Origin of the sequence: Flavobacterium sp. J27, assembly GCF_004303025.1 — a bacterium.
Classification (GTDB): Bacteria; Bacteroidota; Bacteroidia; order Flavobacteriales; family Flavobacteriaceae; genus Flavobacterium.
The window spans coordinates 370,982-394,822 of the sequence record NZ_PJQW01000003.1; the positions used below are offsets into that span (position 1 = coordinate 370,982).

The following is a 23,841-nucleotide window of genomic DNA, read 5'->3' on the forward strand; positions in this document are numbered from 1 at the left end:
TTTTATCGTTTTTCAAGAATTTTTTTCTTTCTCAAAATCATTCGACTAAAAAGAAGAAAATGAGCTATAATAAAAGGCAACATTAAAGAGAGATGAACTTTTGTGGTCATGTAAACTAAATAAATAAGTAGCATACCAGCAATTATTTTAATCCATAATGTCATCATTTTAAAGTTATTTTTATTATAGTAATATACTAAAATTAAATACAAAGGATTGAAAAGTAATGCGTTATAATTCCACATAACTTCTTTATGTAATGAATAAAAGCCAACACCACAAAGAAAAATACCAATTATCCCAATACTGCCAAAATAGATGAGATTAATACTTTTCTTGTGTAACAAAACGATAAGGGAAAGAATAATAATTAGTATATAACTGCTGTTAAAAAATGAAGTTTCATAAGCAATTGATCTAGCTTCATAACGAGTGGTTGTTTCTTTTGTTAAGGGGGTGTTGTTTATGTTAGTTGTTTTTAAAACTGTTAATAAATCAAAAGGTAAGAATAGTCGTTCGGCTTTCTGATCTACCTTAGTTCCAAAGATAATATTGATGCCTAATTGTTCCCAAAAATGATTTTTTGAATAGGGAAATAAAATTTCTCTATAGGTAATATCTACAGGCTTTTTTGTTTTAATAATGGTATCGCCAAGAACAAGATTTACCTTGTCTACAACCATATTTGTACAATTTCGATCAATAAACTTATAAGTGTAAAACCGATTTTTACTTTTTAAATCAGAGTTTAATGATTCAAAGAGTTGTTGTTTTTTAACTAAAGGAAGTTCTAATATTTGTTCGTAAATAGATCGATTTTCATATTGGTAACCATATTCAAAATTAGCATAATCACTTACAGACATAAAATATTGTAAATCACCTTTAACAAATTTTAAGATGAAATTTGGTGTTTCAAAATCAAAAGTACCGTAATTGTAAACTAAATCAATATGATTGGTAACATCTTTAAAGCGCACAGCTGTATGACCATAAAGAGAATAAGATTCATTGCCTGTTCCACATGTTAAAATACTTACTTCTGCTTGTTCAGACAAAAAAACATTTTGGCTGTAACTCATATAGGAAATGAGGACTAAAAGGCAGGAAAGTAACTTATGTTTCATAACTTATTTTTTCAATTATCTAAAAATACTAAAATCTACTTTTAAAGAAAAAATATTAGAATATAAAGCCGCACTTTGATCGCCTAAATCGGTTAGAGCATAATCTATTTGAATGCCTTTATACTTGAAGCCTAGACCTATATTAGGTTGGAAACTCAATTTTTTAGTGTTGTCAATTTGAGTAATCTGTTGAAAATTACCCACACCTGCTCTTACAAAAACCAAATCAATATAGCCAAATTCAAAGCCAACTGCTGGATCAATACTCACTATTTCACTTGAAATAATGTCGTTTGTTTGTGTAAACTGCATATTTAAATTGGCCGCAGCCGTTAAGCTGTAATCGTATCTGAAAATGTATTTTTTTGCTACTCCAAGTTGCGCTTTTGGTAGTGTCGCTTCACTTGTTTCTGGAAGTTCTTGGTTTTCACCAGGAATAGCATTTTTAATTTTTTCATATTCTTCTGTATTGATGGACCAAGTGTTGTAAGTGGTTGTAATGTCTCGCAACATTAATCCTAAAAGCCAATCATTTTCACTTTTGTATTGAATTCCAAGGTCGAAACCAAATCCCCACGAATTGGCAAAATCCCCAATGATTCGGTGAATTACTTTTGCATTTACGCCATAATTAATGCCTTGAACAGGTAAGCTTCTAGCATAAGAAACCGTTAATGCATAATCTGCTGTTGAAAAAAGAGAAATACGATTGTAATCTATGTTTCCTTGATTGTCAATTAATTGTGTGGTATTTAAAATGTCGTCAACACCAAAACGTATTAAAGATACACCAAGTGCACTTCTGTCGTCTATGGGCATAGCAAAGCCAGCATAATCATATTGTGCAATGTTAGCAAAATAATTAGCATGCATTAAAGCAATTTGTTTATCTTCTAATTGTAATAAACCAGCAGGATTCCAATACCCCGAATTTACATCACCAGTTTGTGCAGTAACTGCGTTACTCATACCCAATGCAGCAGCATCAACACCAATACTCAAAAACTCATTAGAATATTTTCTAAAAGTCTGACTGTATGAAGTTAATGCATAAACAAACAAAATAACAACAAAGGTTTTTCTCAAAGCAAATTAATTTTTTACAAAGATGAAATAAAAATCTTAATTAGTAAACTCTAAATGTATTAACTTATTGTATTACATTTGTTCTAAAATTAGTAAAAACCAAACAATAGGCTCTTTTTAAATCATTTTCCTGCTGTTCGTTGCAATCTTTTCTTAAAAACAAACTAGTCGTTTGATAATAAGCGAATTGTTTTTTTTAGAAAAGGATTTTCACTGCCATCAGGGTTAAAGATACATTCAAAGCGTTTTTTAAGTTGAATATTATGAAAATTATAAAATTAATTCCGAACACGTTTACACTTTTAAATTTATTATGCGGATTAATCGCAATTTTATGCTTGTCAAATGGATTTTATGATGATGCTTTTAAATTTGTTTGTTTGGGTATCTTTTTTGATTTTTGGGATGGTTTTTTAGCTAGAAAATTAAATGCTCAGAGTGATTTAGGCTTGCAACTAGATTCTTTAGCTGACATGGTTACGAGCGGTGTTGTACCTGGAATTTTACTTTTTAGATTAATCGATTCGTTACAACAAAACCGACCAGAATTCATGGTAACAGAGGATCAATTTTATTTAGGAATATTGCCTTATTTAGGTTTTTTAGTAACTCTAGCTTCCTGTTATCGATTAGCAAATTTTAATATCGATAGCAGACAAACTAATTCATTCATTGGTTTACCAACACCTGCTAATACATTACTTATTATGAGTATTCCAATGATTCAATATGTTGATAATTATCATTGGTTAGTAAAAATATTAGAGAACCCTTATGTATTAGTACTTATTGCTATTGTTAGTTCGTATCTATTAAATGCAGAAATACCTTTATTTTCTTTAAAATTTAAAAAATTCAGTTGGAAAGAATCTAAACTGCAAATTCTTTTTGTATTATTTGCAGCCATATTGTTAGTACTATTGAGTTTTATTGCTATTCCAATAATTATTTTAAGTTATATCATTATTTCTGTAGTGGTAAACAGATTTGGAAAAAAATAAAAATCATCTGTGTCATCAAAGAAAAGCTATACAAATTCTAAAAGGAAAACTACTAAGAAAAGTTCGTTTTCTTTTACCAAATTAGTGCTTTATAGTATTTCTTTTTTGGCTATTGCCATTATTGGTTTAGGCTTTTATCAATTTAAAGATGGTGTTTTATATTATTTAGGCTTTAAAACCAATAACACAGATGGTTTATCCAATGATGAAAGAAAAATAGCTGATATTAGAATTTATGAAGTATTAAGTGAACATCAGGATTTTATTTTTGGAATGGATGTTTCTGAGTATCAAGGAGAAATTGAGTGGGAAAAATCACAAAAAGTAGACGATACTTTTGCGTTGTCTTTTGTTTTTATTAGAGCAACTGCTGGCAAAGATAAAGTTGATAAAAAGTTTAAAAAGAATTGGAAAGCAGCCAAAAAAAATAACTTTGTACGAGGCGCATATCATTATTATAGGCCTAATGAAAATTCGATACTACAAGCAAATAATTTTATTAAAACGGTACAATTGTCTTCTGGAGATTTTCCACCTGTTTTAGATATTGAAAAACTACCTAGAACACAGTCTTTAGATAGTTTAAAAGTTGGTTTAAAAAGATGGCTCACTAAAGTAGAAAAGCATTATAAAATGAAACCAATAATTTATTCTGGTGAAAGTTACTACAAAGATTTTTTGAAAAAAGAATTTTCTGAATATCCATTTTGGATAGCGAATTATAATATCTGGAAAAAAAAGCCAGAACAAGAATGGTTGCTATGGCAATTTACTGAAAAAGCGAAAGTTGAAGGAATTAAAGGAACGGTAGATTTAAACGTGTTTAATGGTGATTTTGTGAAATTTATAGAAGCAACTAAGCCATAAATAAAAAAATAGTTTTATATTTGTTTAACGAAATTTGAAAAACGATGAACAATATTAAAACTTCTTTTAGTGTAAAAGACCTAGAAAATCTCTCAGGAATTAAAGCACATACTATCAGAATATGGGAAAAGCGTTATTCTATATTTTCACCAGATAGAAATGAAAATAATATCAGATCGTACAATTCTGAAGATTTATTAAAGTTGTTGAATATTACTTTTTTAAATAATTTTGGATATAAAATTTCTAAAATATCTTCTCTTACTATGGAAGATATGAATAATTTAGTAAAACAAATTTATTCTGAAAAAAACAGTTCTTCTTTGGCAATTTCTTCCTTTAAATATGCCATGTTTAATTTTGATACTAAATTATTTCATGAGACCTATTCTCAATTAGCAAAAACCAAATCCTTTGAAGAAATTTTTTACGAAGTTTTTATACCATTACTAGACGAAATAGGAATGTTATGGCAAACCGCTACACTCAAACCTATTCATGAGCATTTTATAAGTTCGTTAATCAGGCAAAAATTATATACAGCTATTGAAACAATACATCAAAAAGAAAATTATACTAGAAAAAAAGTATTTGTTCTTTATTTGCCACTAAATGAGATTCATGAGTTAGGTTTGATATTTATTAATTATTTGTTGTTAAACAAAGGATATAGTACTGTATACTTAGGGGAAAGTGTGCCTATGGAAGATTTATCTGACATGAAACTTTACTTTGAAGAAATTCATTTTATTTCCTATTTTACAATCCAACCGCATGCGGATGACGTAAATACTTATCTCCATCAATTTTATCAAACGATATTAAAAGATACACCTAATACATTGCATGTTCTTGGTAAACAAATAGAGTATGCTACAGATAAACAAGAAAAAATAGCATTTTATTCTGAGATTCAAAATTTAATTTTAGAACTGTAAAGAATAATTTTTTAAAGCAATATACAAAACAAAATGAACAAGAAAATCATTGTTATTGGTTCGGGTTTTGCTTCATTATCTGCCGCTTGTTATTTAGCAAAAGCAGGAAATGAAGTTACTATTTATGAGAAGAACCCTACTGTTGGTGGTAGAGCAAGAAGGCTTTCCCGCGATGGATTTCATTTTGATATAGGGCCTACATGGTATTGGATGCCAGGCGTTTTTGAAAAGTTTTTTGCAGATTTTAATAAGAAAATAACCGATTATTATCAGTTAGAAAAATTGGCACCTGCTTATGATGTTTATTTTAAAGAAAATGAAAAAATAACCATTGCCGATAATTTAGATGCTATTGCAGCAACGTTTGAAGCGATAGAAAAAGGGAGTGCAAAAAAGCTAAAATCTTTTATAAAAGAAGCTCAAGATAATTATGCTATAGCCGTAGATAAAATGGTGTATAAACCTGGAGATTCAATAACTGAATTAATTACTACTGAAACCATAGTGCGCGTTCATCAGTTTTTTTCTACTATTTCAAAAGAGGTTCGAAAGAGGTTTAAAGACGAGAGACTTATTAAAATTCTAGAATTTCCCGTTTTATTTTTAGGAGCAAAACCTTCTGATACACCATCGTTTTATAGTTTTATGAATTTTGCCGATTTTGGTCTTGGAACTTGGCATCCCAAAAAAGGAATGTATGCAGTTGTAGAAGCTATGGAACAACTTTCCAAAGAGTTAGGCGTTAGAGTTGTTACTCATGCCAATGTCACTAAGATTTTAGTGAAAGATAAAAAAACAATTGGAGTACATGTAAATGGTATTGATGAGTTTGCTGATATAGTAGTTAGTGGAGCCGATTATCATCACTCGGAGCAATTATTAGATAAAGAAAATAGAATGTATTCTGAAAAATATTGGAACAAAAAAATATTTGCACCCTCATCTTTATTATTTTATGTAGGTTTTGACAAAAAAATTGAAAATGTTTCCCATCATACGTTGTTTTTTGATACTCCATTTGAACCACATGCTCAAGAAATATATGATACCAAAGTGTGGCCAAAAAAACCTCTGTTTTATGCAAGTTTTCCATCTAAAACAGATTCTTTTTTTGCTCCAAATGGTAAAGAAGCAGCTACATTTTTGATTCCCATTGCACCAGGTTTAGAAGACACAGAAGCTACACGAAAGCATTATTTTAATATCATTATTGATAGGCTAGAAAAAATAACCCAACAAACTGTAAAGCAAAATGTTATATTTGTTGAGTCCTATTGTGTGAATGATTTTATAAAAGATTATAATTCTTATAAAGGAAATGCTTATGGGTTAGCCAATATTTTAACACAAACTGCATTTTTAAGACCTAAAATAAAGAGTAGAAAGGTTCAAAATTTATTTTTTACTGGCCAATTAACCGTTCCTGGTCCAGGTGTACCACCTTCCCTGATTTCCGGAAAAATAGTAAGTGAAAAAATTATAAAAGAATTCTCATCATGAAAGCATTATTTGACCAAGCATCATTAGAATGCAGTAAAACAATTACAAGGAAGTATAGTACTTCTTTTTCATTGGCCATTAAAATGTTAGCCCCAGAAATCCAAGATGATATCTATTCGATTTACGGATTTGTGCGTTGCGCTGATGAAATAGTGGACACTTTTGAAGGCTATGAACAAGCTACGTTACTTGATGAATTTGAAGCGGAATATAAAAAGGCTTTGGAAAGACGCATTAGTTTAAACCCTATTTTAAATGCTTTTCAACATGTGGTTCATCGTTATGGACTCTATGAATTGGTAGCTCCATTTATGAAAAGTATGCGCATGGATTTAACTAAGAAAGAATACAATTCAATTGCAGAATATGAAGAATATATTTTTGGTTCGGCCGATGTAGTAGGTTTAATGTGTTTAAAAGTATTTGTAAAAGGAGATGAAAAAAAATATAATGAATTAAAATCGAGCGCTATGAAGTTAGGCTCTGCTTTTCAGAAAGTCAATTTTCTAAGAGATTTACAACATGATTATGAAAATTTAGGACGTGTCTATTTTCCAGGAATTAATTTTTCTTCGTTAACCAATGCGAATAAAGAGCAGATTGTAGCAGAAATTAATGCTGATTTTGAGGAAGCTTTCAAAGGGATTTTAAAATTGCCTACAGAAGCAAAATTTGGAGTTTACACCGCTTACCGTTACTATAAAAGTTTAATGCAAAAAATTAATAAGACACAGCCTGAAGAGTTTTTAAGCAAAAGAATAAGTGTTTCAAATCCTTTGAAATTAGTAATTTTGGGAAAATCATATTTGCGTTATCAATTAAACATTATTGCCTAATGACTGTTTTATTTTATATACTGGTTACTTTTGGAACCTTTTTACTAATGGAAGGCGTTACATGGTTGACCCATAAATTTGTAATGCATGGTTTTTTATGGTATTTGCATGAAGACCATCACCAACCTAAATACCAAGGTGTTTTTGAAAAAAACGATGCATTTTTTGTCATTTTTGCCATTCCAAGTATTGCTTTGTTTTATTTTGGGATTCATCCAGAACTCAACTTTTTATTCTTTATCGGTCTAGGGATTTTATGTTATGGAATTGCTTATTTTTTAATTCATGATGTATTGATTCACCAGCGTTTTAAATGGTTTAAGAATACAAAAAATAAATATTTAGTTGGGTTGCGAAAAGCCCATAAAATACATCACAAACATTTAGGTAAAGAGCAAGGGGAATGTTTTGGTATGTTATATGTGCCTTGGAAATATTTTTCGATGTAAATCTTTAATCATTGTATTGTTATTATTTAAAATCCTTTAAGAGATTTATATTCCAATCTTTCCATACATTAAGGTAGGAATTATATCAACATTTTAGAGATTTTGATGAAATCAATATTCTTTTCAAAATAAAGGTATTCGTTCTTTATAAGTTCTGCTATCAATACAAGTATACTTTAAACGTACAATCTTTGCAAACGTGTATTCGGTCTTTTGTAATGATCCATATTTTTAAAATTTGGACGATTTAAAGCTTCTCCTAATGTTGTATTTTCATATTCCAAAACTACCTGCATTTTTTTTAACTCACAAACGAACCTACTCGAGATTCCTGAATTTCGAGTAGTATTTCTGGAATTTAATGGAAAAAGTAGAATCATATAACACAAAAAGTAGATATTTACAACTTCAAACATTCAAACAGATAAGCTAAAAATTCCAATGAAAAATTTCTATCTACTTAGTTTGTTATTTCTATTTCAATCTTTTTATGCTCAATCAGATGAAAAGGATTTAAAAAACATGAACTATGATGAGTTAAAAAAAGCTTTTTTTGAAAATGATGGTAATATATCATTCCAAAAAAAATATGCCAATGAAATTATTAAGAGAGCTAAAAAAGAAAACAATCAAAGTAAATTAGCAAGAGGGTATTACTATTATTCATTAATTAATAATGGAAAATTAAAGATAGCTTATTTCGACAGTATAATTCATAATACAAACACTCCAATAAATGATAAAAATTTTCCTATAGTTGCTTATTATGAGAAAGCAATGTTTCTTGAAAATTTATTTCGTTATGATGAAGCTATAGATAATTATTTAAAAGCTGAAAAAATAGCCTTAGAAAGGAATACCGACTACTGTTATCATTGCAAATTCGCAATAGGAATTTTAAAATCAGAAAAAATGGGTGAAGTAGAAGAAGCGTTACCCTTATTTAAAGAATTTAATGCTTTTTTTGACAAGAAAAAAAATGATTCGACATTTTCTTATGATTATGAGAATTCATTATTTGCGCTTGCGGACGCTTACAAATCTCTAAAAGAATTAGATAGTTCTAGTTATTACAATAATTTGGGATATAATCATTCCAAAAAATTTAATAATGAATATTTAAATGGAATTTTTATTTTAAATGAAGGGGCAAATCAAGTTTTAAAAGGAAATTATAATGCAACAATTGACAGTGTTAATCATGCTCTTCCAAAATTAAAAGGAAAGAATAATATTGGCAACAATATTCTAGCTTCTTATTTTTATTACGGCAAAGCGTATGAAGGTCTTAAAGATTATGAAAATGCAGTAACAAATTTTATCAAAGTTGATTCTATTTATCAGAAAACAAAAATTATTACCCCTGAATTTACTGATGGATATAGATTTTTAATTAACTATTATAAAAGAGAAGGAGATAAAGAAAAACAATTGCAATATATTAATACCTTAATGACGATTGATACTTTATTTCAAAAAAATTACAGAGTATTAACTCGAAAAATCCAAAAAGATTATGACATACCGCACCTTATCAAAGAAAAGGAATCTATAATAGATGAATTAAATAATGGAAAAAAGTTTAACTATTACCTTATAAGTATCTTATTTATCCTAATTTCATTTTCTATATTTTTTAATGTTAGGCAAACTAAACTAAATAAAAAATACAAAGAACGTTTCGAAAATTTAATAAATACCAATAAGAAAGATAAAATTACTGAAGAGATAATAATTGAAAAACGAGAAACATCTTCAAATAATGAAAACTTAGGTATCAACGAAGAGATAATTGAAATGATTCTTACAGAATTAGAAAAATTTGAAAAAAGTAAAGGCTATTTAAATTCAAACATAATGATTCAAAGTTTAGCTCATGAATTTAATACAAATTCAAAATACCTTTCCATCATTATAAATGCAAAAAAAGAAAAAAGCTTTGTTCATTATGTAAATGAATTAAGGATTAATTACATTGTAAACGAACTGAAGGAAAAGAAAAATTTACGTAAATATACCATGAGCGCTATAGCAGAAGAAGCTGGCTTTAATACTGCAGAATCTTTTTCAAACGCATTTTATAAAAAAACAGGAATCAAACCTTCATATTTCATAAAAGAGTTAAAAGAACTATAATCTTTTGAATTATAAAAAATTAAGAAATCGAAATTCAGGAATTTCGAGTGCTATTTTTTTTAAAAGTAGCTAATTTTAAAATTGACATGTATATTTGTTCCAAACAAAAAAACGAAATAACATGAAAAAACGAAATGAAAAAAAATTCAGCATTGAAAAATTCGAAGTGGCTAAACTTTCAAATTTAAAAAGGGCAGTGGGAGGAACTAGTGATGTATTAACAGGAAATGATGACCCTGGAACCATTACAGATCTCATAAAAAAAATGAGTAGTGATAAATGTTAATAATTTAACAATAAGCCTTTTTATATTGTGAATAAAAAACTTTTAATAATAGTTTTGATGTTTATTTCTTGCTCAACTAATAAAAATAACGTTGAGCTTGAAGAGACATTTTGGTATCAAAAAAAAGAAAACAACCAAATATCTAACAGTAATCTATTAGACTATTGGTATTCTGAAAATAGTAATAATAAGACAACTAACCAAATCATTGTTGCCGTTTTAGACTCTCAAATTGATTTAGACCATGAAGATTTACAAGGTCAGTTTTGGGTTAATAAAAACGAAATCCCAAACAATGGCAAGGATGATGATAATAATGGGTATATTGATGATATTAACGGTTGGAATTTTGTTGGAAAACCAAATGGAGGTTATTATGTTTATGGTAATTTTGAATACACAAAACTTGTTAGAAAATATGAATTAGTTTTTAAAGAATTAGAAGAAGTTCAAAATGATTCTATTTTTTTATTCAATGAGTTTAAAAGAGCTAAACAAAAACACCAAATTTATTCTGGGTTCTATTCGAATTGGTTAAAATCAATGGAATTTAGCATTGATGTTGGTCAAATTGCTCGTGATACTTTAAAATATTTTTTCCCTAAAGAAGATTATTCAATCTCGCAATTAGATAGCTTATATAAAATCTATAAAATAAATGATAAAACATATAAACAAAAAAGAGATAGTAATGATCGTGATTTAGGTGCATTAATACATTATGTAAAATCAGATTATTTAACTGGCGATAAAACTATTGAAAATTTAATAAACTCTAAAAATGATAAAGATTCCATTTTAAACAGAAATCTAAATACTTCTTTTAATCCTAGAGATTATATTAAAGACAATCAAAATGCTTTAAAAAAAGGGTATGGAAATAAGAACCTAAACAATGCTAAAAACTTAAGAAAACACAGTACAGTAGTATCTAGCATTATAGCTTCAAATAGAAAAAATAATATTGGAGCAAAAGGTTTCCATAATAACATAAAAATAATGCCATTAAGCATTTCAACTTCTGGTGACGAATACGATAAAGATATTGCGATGGCAATTTATTATGCAGTCGATAATGGTGCTAAAATAATCAACATGTCTTTTGGAAAAGAATTTTCATTACATCAACAATGGGTTACTGAAGCATTTAAATACGCAGAAAAGCATAATGTTCTTTTGATACATGGATCTGGTAATAATGGCTTCGACATCGACACAAACCCTTATTACCCATCAGATTACGATTATGATAAAAAGAAAAACTTAGTAAACAATTTCATAAACGTAGGTTCTATCTCTAAACGAACCGATAGCACCATGGTATCTTCATTCTCTGATTACGGCAAAAACAACGTCGATATTTTTGCACCAGGCGAAGACATATACGTTGCTATTCCAGACAATCAATACAAATATGATTCTGGTACATCATTAGCTGCGCCTATGGTTTCAGGAACAGCTGCTTTAATCTGGTTATATTATCCTAATTTAAAAGTACAAGAAGTAAAACAAATTATTTTAGAATCGGGCGTAACCATAGATAAACAAGTTATTAAACCAGGCACAGAAAACGAATTAGTTCCCTTTTCTGAATTATGTAAGTCAGGAAAAATCTTAAACACCTATAACGCCATGAAAATGGCAGAAGAAATAAGTAAAAAGAAAAGGAATTAATCATGAAGTTGTATGGTTTGTTATTCTTAGTTTCAAATTGTTTTGCTCAATCTCATCTATCAAGTTCCGGCAATAAAGATTTATGGTATCATAAGGATTTTATTTTGGATAATTTTCATGGAACTTCTTTAGAGAAATGGAAGAAAGAAAATAAAAAACACATATCTAATAAAATAATTGTTGCAACTTTAGATACACAAATTGACCTTGAACATGAAGACTTACAAGATCAATTTTGGATTAATAAAAGTGAAATACCTCATAATGGAATTGATGATGATAAAAACGGTTATATAGACGACATTAATGGATGGCACTTTGTAGGAAAACCTAATGGAGGTTATTTTATATATGGAAATTTTGAATATACTAGAATCGTAAGAAAATACGATTCTATTTTTAAAAACAAAAAGAAAGAAGATATTGAGGTTAACCTACAAAATGATTTTAATGAATATACCTATGCAAAAAATTACCTAGAATATTATTTAGATTATTATTCAAATTGGAGAAAATCATTAACTTTTAATATAGAGGTTTATTCGAAAAGTAAAGACACTCTGAAATATTTTTTTCCAAAAGAAAATTATAATATATCTGATTTAGATAGCTTATTTAAAAAACACAAAATTAATGATAAACCATATTGGCAAAGAAGAGATGATAATGACACTGACCTAGGTTCTTTAATTCATTATATGATTGTTAATTATCAACAGAATTTTACTAAATTGGAACATATTGTTCATAAAAAAAATGAATTAGATTCTATAATAATGCAAAATCTAAATGTTGATTTTGTAGATAGAAAATACATAAAAGATAATCCAGAAAAGCTTGAAAAAGGTTATGGCAATAATTTTCTTAACTCTTTTAAAGATTTGCAATATCACAACACAGAAGTTTCAAGTATAATTGCAGCAAACAGTAGAAATAATATTGGAACATCAGGTTTTCATAAAAATATTAAATTGATGCCTTTAATCACATCTGTATCAGGTGACGAAAATGATAAAGACATAGCTATGGCAATCTATTATGCGGTTGATAATGGTGCCAAAGTAATTAATATGTCATTTGGTAAAGAATTTTCATTACATCAAGAATGGGTATCTAAAGCAATAAAGTATGCCGAAGAAAACAATGTATTAATTGTTCTATGTGCTGCTAATCAAAGTAAGAATATAGATAATGAAATTACTTACCCTAGAGATACTTACATGTGGGAAGAAGTTGAAATTTCTAATAATTGTATTAATGTAGGCTCTATTTCTAAAAGAATTGATAGTACTATAGTTTCTCCATTTTCAAATTACGGTAAAAACAACGTCGATATTTTTGCACCAGGCGAAGACATATATGTTGCAATTCCTGACAATCAATACAAATATGACTCTGGCACATCATTAGCTGCACCTATGATTTCTGGCACAGCTGCTTTAATCTGGTTGTATTATACCAATTTAACCGTGCAAGAAGTAAAACAGATTATTTTACAATCGGGCGTAACCATAGATAAACAAGTTATTAAACCAGGCACAGAAAACGAATTAGTTCCTTTTTCTGAATTATGTAAGTCAGGAAAAATCTTAAACACCTATAACGCCATGAAAATGGCAGAAGAAATAAGTAAAAAGAAATGAAAATTTTGAATTACTGTATTTCTTTTTAAAATATTTTACTATACCAAAGAAATAAAAAAAGAGTATTAAACAGTACTCTTTATTCTTTATTTTCTTCTTGTTTTAAAAGTTCCCCTTTACCATGAATAATAGTGGTTTTAGGTGCTTCAAAGTCAATTTTTTTCTTTCTTAATTCAAAATTTTGTCCAAGATATACACGTCGTACTACTTCATCTTCTGCTAATTCTTCAGGTTTTCCTGCTTTTAAAATACCACCTTCAAACATTAAATAGGTCTTATCTGTAATGGCAAGTGTTTCTTGTACGTTGTGATCAGTAATTAAAATTCCAATATTTTTATTTTTTAATTGAGCCACAATTCTTTGAATATCTTCTACAGCAACGGGGTCAACACCTGCAAAGGGTTCGTCTAGTAAGATAAATTTAGGGTCAGTAGCTAATGCTCTTGCAATCTCGGTGCGTCTTCTTTCTCCACCAGACAATAAATCGCCTCTATTGGTACGAATATGTTGCAAAGCAAATTCATCAATTAAGGCTTCCATTTTGGCTTCTTGTTCTGCTTTGGAAAGAGAAGTTAATTGTAAAACACTCATAATGTTGTCTTCAATACTTAATTTCCTAAAAACGGAAGCTTCTTGAGCAAGGTATCCAATTCCATTTTGAGCACGTTTATACATGGGAAAATTAGTAATATCCATATCGTCTAAAAAAATAGTACCGCTATTTGGTTTTACCAAACCTACAATCATATAAAAAGAAGTCGTTTTTCCAGCTCCATTAGGACCTAATAGACCTACAATTTCACCTTGATTTACTTCAACGGAAATTCCTTTTACAACACTTCTCTTTTTATAGGTTTTTATTAAATTTTCTGCTCTTAATTTCATTTTGATAATGTGTCAATTAGACAATGAGGCAATGTGCCAGTTTTTTTGTAAAAATAATAAATAATGTGTTAACTAGGCAATTCGCCTATGTGCCAATTATTTGTTAATTGTAAATTGACATTTTAACACATTAAATCATCGGCTCATTTTCAAGTGCTTCCCAAAATTCATACGCTCTTCTTAAATGTGGAATTACAATAGTACCGCCAACTAGAGTGGCAATTCCCATAGCTTCCATCATTTCTTCTTTGGTAATACCTTCTTTGTATGAAGTTTCTAAATGATATTTAATACAATCATCACAACGTAAGACCGCAGAAGCAACTAAACCTAGAAGTTCTTTGGTTTTAACGTCTAAGGCACCAGCCATATATGCATTGGTGTCTACATTAAAAATTCTTTTGATTACTTTGTTGTTGTCGGCTAATAATTTTTCATTCATTTTAGCACGATAGTCATTAAATTCTTGAACTAAATTTGACATAAATTAGGTTGTTAAATCGGTTGTTGTAATTTGTTTTTTTACTACAGCTGCACTTATGAAAATACTAATTTCATATAATATCATAATTGGTATTGAAACAATAACCTGACTTAATACATCTGGAGGTGTAATAATGGCAGATAAAATCAATACAATAACTAAAGTGTATTTTCGGTATTTTCTTAAAAACTGAGGGGTTACTAGTCCTATTTTGGTTAAAAAATAGATGATAATGGGTAATTCAAATAATAAACCACTGGCTACCGTTGATGTTTTCATTAGACTGATATAAGAGTCAATATCAATGGAATTGTTTATTTCTGGACTCACAATGTAACTAGCAAAAAATTGTACCGATAAAGGCGCGATTAAGTAATAACCAAATAGCACACCCATAAAGAACAATAACGAGGAAATAATAATAAATGCAGAAGCATATTTTTTCTCGTTTTCATATAATGCTGGACTAATAAATTTCCATATTTCCCATAAAACAAAAGGAAATGAAATAATAAATCCTACGGTTATGGAAGTCCACATATGTATCGAAAATTGACCGCCCATTTCTCTGTTTTGAATGGGTAGGTTAATTTCTGTGACACACAAACTTTTATCTAGACCAAATTTTTGTGCTAATTCACAGAAGAATTGGTAAGTAAAAAAACTAGGGTTTTTGGGGCCAAAAAGAATTTGATCAAAAATAAACTCACTAAAGAAAAAAGCCACTACCGAAAAAGCCAAGATTGCTACTGTGCTTCTTATTAATAACCATCTTAATTCTTCAAGATGATCTAAAAATGACATCTCGCCTAAATTTTTCTTTGCCATTATACAATTCCTTCTTTTAAAATATCATGTAAGTGTAAAATTCCTTTGTAAATACCCTCATCTATTACGACTAATTGGGTAATTGCATTGTTTTCTAAAATACTTAAAGCATCAGCAACTAAAATAGAAGATGAGATGTTTTTTGGATTGTGAGTCATGATGTCTTTTGCTTGTAAATGTGTAAAAGTATCATTCGTATTCAACATTCTACGAATGTCTCCATCCGTAATTATTCCTATAACTTTCCCTGCTTCAATTACAGCTGTAACGCCTAATCGTTTTTCAGAAATTTCGACAATTACTTCTTTTATACTCGCATTTGGAGCAACTTGAGGTGTATGTGTTGTATCTAACATGTCTTTCACACGTAATAATAATTTTTTACCCAAAGCACCACCTGGATGGTAAATGGCAAAATCTTCACTTTTAAAATTTCTAAGCTCCATTAAAGCGACAGCTAAAGCATCACCTAAAACTAATTGCGCTGTTGTACTGTTTGTAGGAGCTAAATTGTTAGGACAGGCTTCGCTTTCTACATAAGCATGTAAAACATAATGCGATTCTTTTCCTAAAAAAGAATTTAAATCAGCCGTCATACCAATTAAAGTATTGCCAAAACGTTTTAAAAGAGGTACCAAAACTTTTATTTCAGGACTATTACCACTTTTTGAAATGCAAATAATAACATCGTCAGGCAATACCATACCTAAATCTCCATGAACGGCTTCAGCAGCATGAAGAAAAACGGAAGGTGTTCCTGTAGAGTTCAACGTAGCTACTATTTTTTGCGCAATAATAGCGCTTTTTCCTATGCCAGTAATAACTAGTCTTCCCTTTGATTTATAGATAATTTCAGTAGCTTTTGCAAAATCTTCTGTAAGATACTCTGTTAAATTAGCAATACTCTTACTTTCTGTTAAAATAGTGTTTCTTGCCGAATTTAAAATGGTTGTTGTTGTGTCCAAAGTATTAAATAGATTAATGTTTTGTTTTATTAAAGAAAATTGTATCTTTATGTTTGCAAATTTAGGTAAAATCATATTAATAGAGAATGAAACCAAACGAAATTGATTTACACAAAGAATTAAAAAAATATTTCGGGTTTAACCAATTCAAAGGACTTCAAGAACAAGTTGTTAATAGTATTATTTATGGAAATAATACTTTTGTAATTATGCCTACGGGTGGAGGAAAATCATTATGCTATCAACTTCCTGCGCTAGTTTTAGAAGGTACTGCTATTGTTGTATCTCCTCTTATAGCCTTAATGAAGAACCAAGTAGATGCCATTAGAGGTATCAGTTCCGAATCGGGTATTGCCCACGTATTAAATTCTTCATTAACCAAAACAGAAATTAATCAAGTTAAACATGACATCACATCAGGAGTAACCAAACTGTTGTATGTTGCTCCAGAATCATTAACCAAAGAAGAGTATATACAGTTTTTAAGAGGGGTAAAACTCTCTTTTGTTGCTATTGATGAAGCACATTGTATTTCTGAATGGGGACACGATTTTAGACCAGAATACAGAAATTTAAAATTTATTATTAAGCAATTAGGGGATATCCCAATTATTGGATTAACGGCAACTGCCACTCCAAAAGTACAAGAAGATATCTTGAAAAATTTGGACATGCCTAGTGCAAATACATTTAAGGCTTCTTTTAACAGAGCTAATTTGTTTTATGAAGTGCGTCCAAAGACTAAAAACATAGAAGGAGATATTATTCGCTTTATAAAACAAAATAAAGGTAAATCAGGAGTGATTTATTGTTTGAGTCGTAAAAAAGTAGAAGAAATTGCCCAATTATTACAGGTTAATGGAATTAGTGCTGTTCCTTATCATGCAGGACTAGATGCCAAAACACGTGCCAAACATCAAGATATGTTTTTGATGGAAGATGTAGAAGTGGTCGTAGCCACAATTGCTTTTGGAATGGGAATCGATAAACCAGATGTTCGATTTGTGATCCATCATGATATACCAAAATCATTAGAAAGTTATTACCAAGAAACAGGTAGAGCAGGTCGTGATGGAGGTGAAGGGCATTGTTTAGCCTATTACTCATATAAGGATATCGAAAAGTTAGAGAAATTCATGGCTGGAAAGCCATTGGCAGAACAAGAGATTGGGTATGCTTTATTACAAGAAGTAGTCGCATATGCCGAAACATCAATGTCTAGAAGAAAATATTTATTGCATTATTTTGGAGAAGAATTTGATTTAGAAAATGGAGAAGGTGCTGATATGGACGACAATGTTCGCAACCCGAAAAAGAAAATTGAAGCCAAAAATCAAGTGCAATTATTATTATCTGTAATTAATGAGACAAAACAACTGTTTAAATCTAAAGAAATTATTTTAGCATTAACAGGAAAAATAAATGCGATAATAAAAGCGCACAAAATTGATAATCAGCCTTTTTTTGGCAAAGGAAGCGATCATGATGAAAGATATTGGATGGCTTTAATTCGTCAGGTTTTAGTCGCGGGTTATGTTCGAAAAGATATAGAAACCTATGGTGTAATCAAATTAACTTCTAAAGGAGAAGAATTTATTAAAAATCCAGAAAGTTTTATGATGTCTGAAGATCATGAATATAGCGAAACTGATGATGAAAATATAGTGGCAGCAGCTAAATCATCTGGTACAACAGATGAAGCGTTGATGAGTATGTTGAAAGACTTGAGAAAAAAGGTAGCCAAAAAATTAGGAGTGCCACCCTTTGTTGTGTTTCAAGACCCATCTTTAGAAGATATGGCTTTAAAATATCCAATTTCTATTGAAGAATTAGGTAATATTCATGGAGTAGGTGAAGGAAAAGCTAAAAAATATGGTAAAGATTTTGTGGAGTTAATTGCTCGATATGTTGAAGATAATGATATCATTCGACCTGATGACTTAGTAGTTAAATCTACAGGAGCTAATTCTGGATTAAAACTATACATCATTCAAAATGTGGATCGAAAATTAGCTTTAGATGATATTGCCAAAGCCAAAGGATTAGATATGGATGGTTTGTTGAAAGAAATGGAACAAATTGTATATTCTGGTACCAAATTAAATATTAATTATTGGATTGACGATATTTTAGATGAAGATCAACAAGAAGAAATTCACGATTATTTTATGGAATCTGAATCGGATAATATTAAAGATGCATTGAAAGAATTTGACGGTGATTACGATACCGAAGAATTGCGTTTAATGCGTATTAAATTTATTAGCGAAGTCGCTAACTAAGGAACAACATTAAAAACTGTTCAAAAATCGTAAGGCAAGAATTCCATTTCTTGTTATAGTGTTTTTGAACGGTTTTTTTATTTTTTGTAATTTTTAAAGATATAAATCCAAATTAAACGCGACAGTTTTATATTAAAAATAGATAAAGCTAAGATTACAATTCCAATAATTGGAAAAATCCGTAAATCAAAAGTAGCTTTGAAAAATGGTTTCGCTATAAAATAGGTCACTAGAGCTTCCCCACAACCTAAAGCATAATTTACAAACATAGCACCAAAAAAGAAACCGGGTTCTTTTTCAAATTTAAAATTACAGTTTGGACAGTTTGTATTCATTTTTGGAAATCCAAACCCCCAATTAAATAATCCGTTTTTAAAAACCTTTCCTTTGGTACAATTCGGACATTTATTTTTTAAAACAGGAAGAATATTGTGTAACATTTCTTTTTTAGTGCAAATTTAAAACTCTTTTGTTAAGCATAGGTTTTGTATTTTCGCAAAAAAGTGTACAAAAAAGACATTTATGATTTATCCTGTTTATAAGATTGAAAATTTTGAAGAAACCATTTTTAAAAATAATTTCTATGTAAATTCGTTTGCCAATCATTTGAAACGACATCGTTTTATAGAGGATTTGCACCGACATAATTTTTATTTATTGGTGCTTTTTACGCAAGGAAATGGAATGCATTCGATAGATTTTACAAATTACACCATTCAAAAAGGTAGCTTGTTTTTAATGCAACCAGGACAAATGCATTCTTGGAAACTATCTAATAATATAGAAGGATACATCATTTTTTATACTAAAGAAATTTTTGATTTATACTTTAAAAATAAAAGTGTTGAAAACTATCCTTTTTTTGAGTCTTTTCAAAACAATCCAGAAACGATATTGTCGGATGAAAAACGGAAGCAATTGGAAATTTATTTTGATTTAATGCTAGAAGAAAAAGAGCATCATTTGATTTATAGAAAAAATAAATTAATTAATCTTCTAGATATTATTCATATTGAAATTGCAAGGTGTTATCAACCTCAAAACGAGAATAGCAATTCTAATTATAATTTGAAATTAAAGCGATTTGAAACTTTGCTAGAAAAGTATTATAAAAAGGAAAAAGCGCCTTCTTTTTATGCAGATAAAATGGCAATTACATTAAAGCACCTCAATAGAATTACAAAATCTATTTTAGATAAGACAGTAACCGATGTTATTACTGAACGCTTGCTTCTAGAAGGAAAACGTTTATTGGTCGAAAGAAAACTGTCTATTAATCAAATTGCTGACGAGTTAGGATTTACTTCACCTAATTATTTCATCAAATTGTTTAAAAAAAGAGAAGGAATTACGACTAAAGAGTTTGTCCAAAAAATGAAAAGTCAAGAATTATAAACCTCTCCTCGATGTGGTTTCAAAGCATCTCGTACAACAATCATATCTTTTTCTTCAACAACCATATAAGCTATAGCATGCATTTCATTTATAGAGAACCAACCGGTTATATTTATAGGTAACTTTTCAATTTGAATGTACTCTTTTAAATGAATTTCATGATGTTCAGCTGTCTTAGCCGCAGCCATGCCTCTGAAATCCCAAATTAATTTTATTTTTCGCATAATAACCACCCTCTTATAAATGAAATTCAAAGGTAAGTTTTTATTAAATTTGGAAAAACTTTGTCTTATGAAATATTTTCTTTTTTTAATTTTTGGAATAAATTCTTTATTTTCACAAGAATTAACTTTGGATCAAGCGAATCATTTAGCGAGCTTACCTATTAAATGTTTGCAACAAGAATATCCAAATAAATTGAATCAGTTGTTAAAAGACGATTCGGAATTGGCTTCTCCCAAAACATTGCATCCTTCTTTTTATGGTTGTTTCGATTGGCATTCTTCTGTTCACGGACATTGGAGTTTGGTGTATTTATTGAATAATTTTAGTAATCTAGGACACAGAGAAGTAATTATTCAAAAGTTGCAAACCAACTTGTCAAAAGAAAATATTGAACAAGAAATGTTTTATTTTGCGAAACCACATGAAAAGTCTTTTGAAAGAACCTATGGCTGGAATTGGTTGTTGAAATTACAGTTGGAGTTGGAACAAAGTGATGAGCCTTTTGCAAAACCTTTGTCTGAAAATTTAAAACCATTAACCCATTTATTAATCGAAAGATATATTGAATTTTTACCGAAATTGTTGTATCCTATTCGAGTAGGAACGCATTCAAATACTGCTTTTGGATTAACGAATGCTTGGGATTATGCCGTTTTTTCAAGAAACGATTTGTTTCAAAAAATAATCAAGGAAAATGCCTTGCGTTTGTATGGTTCGGATGAAAATTGCCCGTTTACTTGGGAACCAAGCGGCACCGATTTTTTGTCTCCTTGTCTAGAGGAAATTGGATTAATGCAACGAATTTTATCTGAAAAAGAATTTATCGATTGGTTGAAAGATTTTGCTCCTCAATTATTTAAAAAGAATTTTCAATGGCAACCTGCTCAGGTTTCAGATAGAACAGATGGTCATTTGGTGCATTTAGACGGGTTGAATTTTAGTAGAGCATGGAATCTATATAATTTGAGTCATCAATATCCTAAATTGTTTTCCCATTTAAAGCCTATTGCAACACAACATTTACAATTTTCATTACCTTCTGTGGTAGATGGGAATTATGAAGGGGAACATTGGTTGGCTTCTTTTGCTTTGCGAGCATTTGAGGTCAAAAACTAAATACAAAATGTTTACTTTTGCAAAAAAAATAATAAAGAATGCCACGCGAATTTCAATTTCAAGTATCACCAGAAGTAGCTGCAAATGAAATGTTACTAACTCATCATGTAGCTAAATTATTTCAGGTTTCCCCAAAAGAGATTCAAAAAGTTGTGGTCATTAAGCGATCTATTGATGCAAGACAAAGAGCAATTAAAATTAATATTAAAGCCAACGTATTTTTACAAGACGAACCATTTGTTGAAACTAAAATAGAATTGCCAGATTATCCAGATGTTACTCATGCTCCTGAAGTGGTCGTTGTGGGTGCTGGTCCTGCAGGACTGTTTGCCGCTTTACAATTAATTGAATTAGGATTAAAACCTATTGTTTTAGAAAGAGGTAAAGATGTACGTGGAAGAAGAAGAGACCTCAAAGCGATAAATGTAGATCATATTGTTAATGGAGAATCCAATTATTGTTTTGGAGAAGGTGGAGCTGGTACCTATTCTGATGGGAAATTGTATACGAGATCCAAAAAACGAGGAGATGTTGATAGAATTTTAAAATTGTTAGTTGGTTTTGGAGCTTCTGATGAAATTTTAGTTGAGGCTCACCCTCATATAGGAACTAACAAATTGCCTCAAATTATACAAGATATTCGTGAGAAAATAAGATTGTGTGGAGGATTAGTTTTATTCGAAGCTAAAGTTACAGATATTCTAATTAAAAATAATGAAGTAGAAGGAGTTGTATTACAAGATGGGAGTACTATTTCTGTGAGCAAAATCATTTTAGCAACGGGTCATTCTGCAAGAGATATTTTTGAATTATTAGATAGAAAGAAAATTTTAATAGAAGCTAAGCCTTTTGCATTAGGAGTTCGTGCAGAGCATCCACAAGAATTAATAGACAAAATTCAATATTCATGCGATTTTAGAGGCGAATTTTTACCACCAGCTCCTTATGCCATAGTGAAACAAGTAGCTGGTAGAGGAATGTATTCATTTTGTATGTGTCCAGGTGGTGTTATTGCGCCATGTGCAACAAGTTCAGGAGAGGTTGTTACTAATGGATGGTCGCCTTCAAAAAGAGATCAGGTAACTGCAAACTCAGGAATAGTGGTTGAGTTAAAATTAGAAGACTTTAAACCATTTGCAAAATTCGGTGCTTTAGCTGGAATGGAATTCCAAAAAGCAATTGAACAGAAAGCGTGGTATTTGGCTGGACAAACTCAAAAAGTGCCTGCTCAAAAAATGGTCGATTTTTCTCAAAAAAAGGTTTCTGATAGTATTCCAAAAACATCTTATGTGCCAGGAACTACTTCTGTAGAACTTGGAGAGGTATTTCCAAATTTTTTAACCCAAACCATGCGAGAGGGTTTTGCGCAATTTGGAAAATCGATGAAAGGTTATTTTACCAATGAAGCAGTTTTACATGCTCCTGAAAGTAGAACCTCTTCACCTGTTCGGATTCCTAGAGATGTATTTACATTGGAACATTTGCAAATTAAAGGACTTTATCCATGTGGAGAAGGAGCGGGTTATGCTGGTGGAATTATTTCTGCAGCTATTGATGGCGAAAAGTGCGCTATTAAAATTGCAGAAAGTTTAGCATAAATATAGGAATAAAAAAACCATAGTCTAGACTATGGTTTTGCAATCAATTAATTAAAATTATTTAGGCATAAAAGAAAAGACTGGCTAAAATTACCCAAACGCCAACAGCAATACCAGCTAGTCCTAATTTGCCTTGAATAGGAGCTAATTTTGCTAATAATTTTTCGCCTTTTTGTTTTGCTTCTTCATTTTTTGATAAGAAAAACTGATTAATCATTCCATAACCAAGTATAAAACCTAAAACGGCTTCTACTGCTGAAGAGGCTAACCATGTAATCCACCAAATAGGGAATGTAGTTAATAGTCCCATATTTAAAACAGCTTGAATAATTCCCCATACACCCCAAAAACAGAAAACTAAACCAATCCAGCCTTGATAAGGAGTTATTTTGTCTAAAAGTTCTTTTGCATTTGGTTTTTTTGCTAATAATAATGATGGTGCTGCCAATAACCCTAGAATAATTAATGTAATTCCGTAAATCATTTTTTTAAATTTTTAATGTTAGTATTTGTTTGTTT

At 29.9% G+C, this 23,841-nt stretch carries 23 protein-coding genes; 14 read left to right on the top strand and 9 right to left on the bottom strand.

The annotated features are described in order from the left end of the window. Positions 1–2: 2 nt before the first annotated feature. Together CX675_RS06140 and CX675_RS06145 are read right to left on the bottom strand one after the other, a co-directional pair. Complete coding sequence (locus CX675_RS06140) at positions 3–1,127, bottom strand: DUF4105 domain-containing protein (protein WP_130734334.1); 1,125 nt, start codon at positions 1,125–1,127, stop codon at positions 3–5. A gap of 15 nt (positions 1,128–1,142) precedes the next feature. Beyond that, entirely contained in the window at positions 1,143–2,129 is a 987-nt protein-coding gene (locus tag CX675_RS06145) for a PorV/PorQ family protein (protein WP_130734416.1), read from the bottom strand. A 347-nt stretch (positions 2,130–2,476) separates the two neighbouring features. Here CX675_RS06145 and CX675_RS06150 point away from each other — a divergent pair, with 347 nt between their 5' ends. From CX675_RS06150 to CX675_RS06190, 10 genes are all read left to right on the top strand, one after another. Next, positions 2,477–3,214: a phosphatidylcholine/phosphatidylserine synthase gene (locus tag CX675_RS06150; RefSeq protein ID WP_205728607.1), complete on the top strand. Its 738-nt coding sequence runs from the start codon at positions 2,477–2,479 to the stop codon at positions 3,212–3,214. A gap of 9 nt (positions 3,215–3,223) precedes the next feature. After that, the gene (locus CX675_RS06155) at positions 3,224–4,081 is read left to right on the top strand and encodes a GH25 family lysozyme (protein WP_130734335.1); all 858 of its coding nucleotides are present in this window, start codon (positions 3,224–3,226) and stop codon (positions 4,079–4,081) included. Positions 4,082–4,125: 44 nt separating this feature from the next. Continuing rightward, positions 4,126–5,019: a MerR family transcriptional regulator gene (locus tag CX675_RS06160; RefSeq protein WP_130734336.1), complete on the top strand. Its 894-nt coding sequence runs from the start codon at positions 4,126–4,128 to the stop codon at positions 5,017–5,019. Between the two features lie 33 nt (positions 5,020–5,052). Next, positions 5,053–6,519, top strand: coding sequence for an NAD(P)/FAD-dependent oxidoreductase (locus CX675_RS06165; protein ID WP_130734337.1), 1,467 nt, complete (start codon positions 5,053–5,055; stop codon positions 6,517–6,519). Further along, the gene (locus CX675_RS06170; protein ID WP_130734338.1) at positions 6,516–7,355 is read left to right on the top strand and encodes a phytoene/squalene synthase family protein; all 840 of its coding nucleotides are present in this window, start codon (positions 6,516–6,518) and stop codon (positions 7,353–7,355) included. The genes CX675_RS06165 and CX675_RS06170 overlap by 4 nt, the downstream gene beginning before the upstream one ends. Continuing rightward, the gene (locus CX675_RS06175) at positions 7,355–7,804 is read left to right on the top strand and encodes a sterol desaturase family protein (protein ID WP_130734339.1); all 450 of its coding nucleotides are present in this window, start codon (positions 7,355–7,357) and stop codon (positions 7,802–7,804) included. Before CX675_RS06170 ends, CX675_RS06175 begins: the two co-directional genes overlap by 1 nt. A gap of 441 nt (positions 7,805–8,245) precedes the next feature. Further along, positions 8,246–9,940, top strand: coding sequence for a helix-turn-helix domain-containing protein (locus CX675_RS06180; RefSeq protein ID WP_130734340.1), 1,695 nt, complete (start codon positions 8,246–8,248; stop codon positions 9,938–9,940). A gap of 121 nt (positions 9,941–10,061) precedes the next feature. Then, positions 10,062–10,226, top strand: coding sequence for a hypothetical protein (locus tag CX675_RS19740; protein ID WP_165395982.1), 165 nt, complete (start codon positions 10,062–10,064; stop codon positions 10,224–10,226). A 57-nt stretch (positions 10,227–10,283) separates the two neighbouring features. Next, positions 10,284–11,900, top strand: a complete 1,617-nt coding sequence (locus CX675_RS06185; RefSeq protein WP_130734341.1) for a S8 family serine peptidase — start codon at positions 10,284–10,286, stop codon at positions 11,898–11,900. 2 nt (positions 11,901–11,902) lie between these two features. After that, the gene (locus CX675_RS06190) at positions 11,903–13,543 is read left to right on the top strand and encodes a S8 family serine peptidase (RefSeq protein ID WP_130734342.1); all 1,641 of its coding nucleotides are present in this window, start codon (positions 11,903–11,905) and stop codon (positions 13,541–13,543) included. A 79-nt stretch (positions 13,544–13,622) separates the two neighbouring features. Here the strand turns inward: CX675_RS06190 and lptB are convergent, their stop codons facing one another. From lptB to CX675_RS06210, 4 genes are all read right to left on the bottom strand, one after another. Next, positions 13,623–14,429, bottom strand: coding sequence for an LPS export ABC transporter ATP-binding protein (gene lptB / locus CX675_RS06195; protein WP_130734343.1), 807 nt, complete (start codon positions 14,427–14,429; stop codon positions 13,623–13,625). Positions 14,430–14,559: 130 nt separating this feature from the next. Beyond that, the gene (locus CX675_RS06200) at positions 14,560–14,913 is read right to left on the bottom strand and encodes a carboxymuconolactone decarboxylase family protein (RefSeq protein WP_130734344.1); all 354 of its coding nucleotides are present in this window, start codon (positions 14,911–14,913) and stop codon (positions 14,560–14,562) included. Positions 14,914–14,916: 3 nt separating this feature from the next. Beyond that, entirely contained in the window at positions 14,917–15,741 is an 825-nt protein-coding gene (tatC, locus tag CX675_RS06205; RefSeq protein WP_130734345.1) for a twin-arginine translocase subunit TatC, read from the bottom strand. Further along, entirely contained in the window at positions 15,741–16,706 is a 966-nt protein-coding gene (locus tag CX675_RS06210) for a KpsF/GutQ family sugar-phosphate isomerase (RefSeq protein ID WP_240723605.1), read from the bottom strand. Before CX675_RS06210 ends, tatC begins: the two co-directional genes overlap by 1 nt. A gap of 86 nt (positions 16,707–16,792) precedes the next feature. On the opposite strand from CX675_RS06210, the gene recQ reads away from it, so the two are divergent. Further along, positions 16,793–18,988 (top strand): DNA helicase RecQ, encoded by a 2,196-nt coding sequence (gene recQ, locus CX675_RS06215; protein ID WP_130734347.1) that lies wholly within the window; start codon positions 16,793–16,795, stop codon positions 18,986–18,988. Positions 18,989–19,065: 77 nt separating this feature from the next. Here recQ and CX675_RS06220 read toward each other — a convergent pair whose 3' ends face one another. Further along, positions 19,066–19,428: a DUF983 domain-containing protein gene (locus tag CX675_RS06220; protein WP_130734348.1), complete on the bottom strand. Its 363-nt coding sequence runs from the start codon at positions 19,426–19,428 to the stop codon at positions 19,066–19,068. A gap of 82 nt (positions 19,429–19,510) precedes the next feature. Between CX675_RS06220 and CX675_RS06225 the strand changes: the two genes are divergently transcribed. Beyond that, complete coding sequence (locus CX675_RS06225; protein WP_130734349.1) at positions 19,511–20,383, top strand: AraC family transcriptional regulator; 873 nt, start codon at positions 19,511–19,513, stop codon at positions 20,381–20,383. On the opposite strand, the gene CX675_RS06230 is transcribed toward CX675_RS06225, so the two are convergent. After that, entirely contained in the window at positions 20,371–20,610 is a 240-nt protein-coding gene (locus CX675_RS06230) for a hypothetical protein (RefSeq protein ID WP_130734418.1), read from the bottom strand. The genes CX675_RS06225 and CX675_RS06230 overlap by 13 nt on opposite strands. Before the next feature lie 64 nt (positions 20,611–20,674). On the opposite strand from CX675_RS06230, the gene CX675_RS06235 reads away from it, so the two are divergent. Both CX675_RS06235 and CX675_RS06240 read left to right on the top strand, forming a co-directional pair. After that, positions 20,675–21,724: a DUF2891 domain-containing protein gene (locus CX675_RS06235; protein WP_130734350.1), complete on the top strand. Its 1,050-nt coding sequence runs from the start codon at positions 20,675–20,677 to the stop codon at positions 21,722–21,724. A 38-nt stretch (positions 21,725–21,762) separates the two neighbouring features. Beyond that, complete coding sequence (locus tag CX675_RS06240) at positions 21,763–23,322, top strand: NAD(P)/FAD-dependent oxidoreductase (protein WP_130734351.1); 1,560 nt, start codon at positions 21,763–21,765, stop codon at positions 23,320–23,322. A gap of 61 nt (positions 23,323–23,383) precedes the next feature. On the opposite strand, the gene CX675_RS06245 is transcribed toward CX675_RS06240, so the two are convergent. Next, on the bottom strand, positions 23,384–23,806 hold the full coding sequence (locus CX675_RS06245) for a hypothetical protein (RefSeq protein WP_130734352.1): 423 nt from the start codon (positions 23,804–23,806) through the stop codon (positions 23,384–23,386). Positions 23,807–23,841 lie beyond the last annotated feature (35 nt).

Coding starts and splice junctions, on each gene's coding strand:
- CX675_RS06140 (WP_130734334.1), bottom strand. CDS start 1,127: ATGAAACATAAGTTACTTTCCTGCCTTTTAGTCCTCATTTCCTATATG.
- CX675_RS06150 (WP_205728607.1), top strand. CDS start 2,477: ATGAAAATTATAAAATTAATTCCGAACACGTTTACACTTTTAAATTTA.
- CX675_RS06160 (WP_130734336.1), top strand. CDS start 4,126: ATGAACAATATTAAAACTTCTTTTAGTGTAAAAGACCTAGAAAATCTC.
- CX675_RS06165 (WP_130734337.1), top strand. CDS start 5,053: ATGAACAAGAAAATCATTGTTATTGGTTCGGGTTTTGCTTCATTATCT.
- CX675_RS06170 (WP_130734338.1), top strand. CDS start 6,516: ATGAAAGCATTATTTGACCAAGCATCATTAGAATGCAGTAAAACAATT.
- CX675_RS06175 (WP_130734339.1), top strand. CDS start 7,355: ATGACTGTTTTATTTTATATACTGGTTACTTTTGGAACCTTTTTACTA.
- CX675_RS06180 (WP_130734340.1), top strand. CDS start 8,246: ATGAAAAATTTCTATCTACTTAGTTTGTTATTTCTATTTCAATCTTTT.
- CX675_RS19740 (WP_165395982.1), top strand. CDS start 10,062: ATGAAAAAACGAAATGAAAAAAAATTCAGCATTGAAAAATTCGAAGTG.
- CX675_RS06185 (WP_130734341.1), top strand. CDS start 10,284: ATGTTTATTTCTTGCTCAACTAATAAAAATAACGTTGAGCTTGAAGAG.
- CX675_RS06190 (WP_130734342.1), top strand. CDS start 11,903: ATGAAGTTGTATGGTTTGTTATTCTTAGTTTCAAATTGTTTTGCTCAA.
- lptB (WP_130734343.1), bottom strand. CDS start 14,429: ATGAAATTAAGAGCAGAAAATTTAATAAAAACCTATAAAAAGAGAAGT.
- CX675_RS06200 (WP_130734344.1), bottom strand. CDS start 14,913: ATGTCAAATTTAGTTCAAGAATTTAATGACTATCGTGCTAAAATGAAT.
- tatC (WP_130734345.1), bottom strand. CDS start 15,741: ATGGCAAAGAAAAATTTAGGCGAGATGTCATTTTTAGATCATCTTGAA.
- recQ (WP_130734347.1), top strand. CDS start 16,793: ATGAAACCAAACGAAATTGATTTACACAAAGAATTAAAAAAATATTTC.
- CX675_RS06220 (WP_130734348.1), bottom strand. CDS start 19,428: ATGTTACACAATATTCTTCCTGTTTTAAAAAATAAATGTCCGAATTGT.
- CX675_RS06225 (WP_130734349.1), top strand. CDS start 19,511: ATGATTTATCCTGTTTATAAGATTGAAAATTTTGAAGAAACCATTTTT.
- CX675_RS06235 (WP_130734350.1), top strand. CDS start 20,675: ATGAAATATTTTCTTTTTTTAATTTTTGGAATAAATTCTTTATTTTCA.
- CX675_RS06240 (WP_130734351.1), top strand. CDS start 21,763: ATGCCACGCGAATTTCAATTTCAAGTATCACCAGAAGTAGCTGCAAAT.
- CX675_RS06245 (WP_130734352.1), bottom strand. CDS start 23,806: ATGATTTACGGAATTACATTAATTATTCTAGGGTTATTGGCAGCACCA.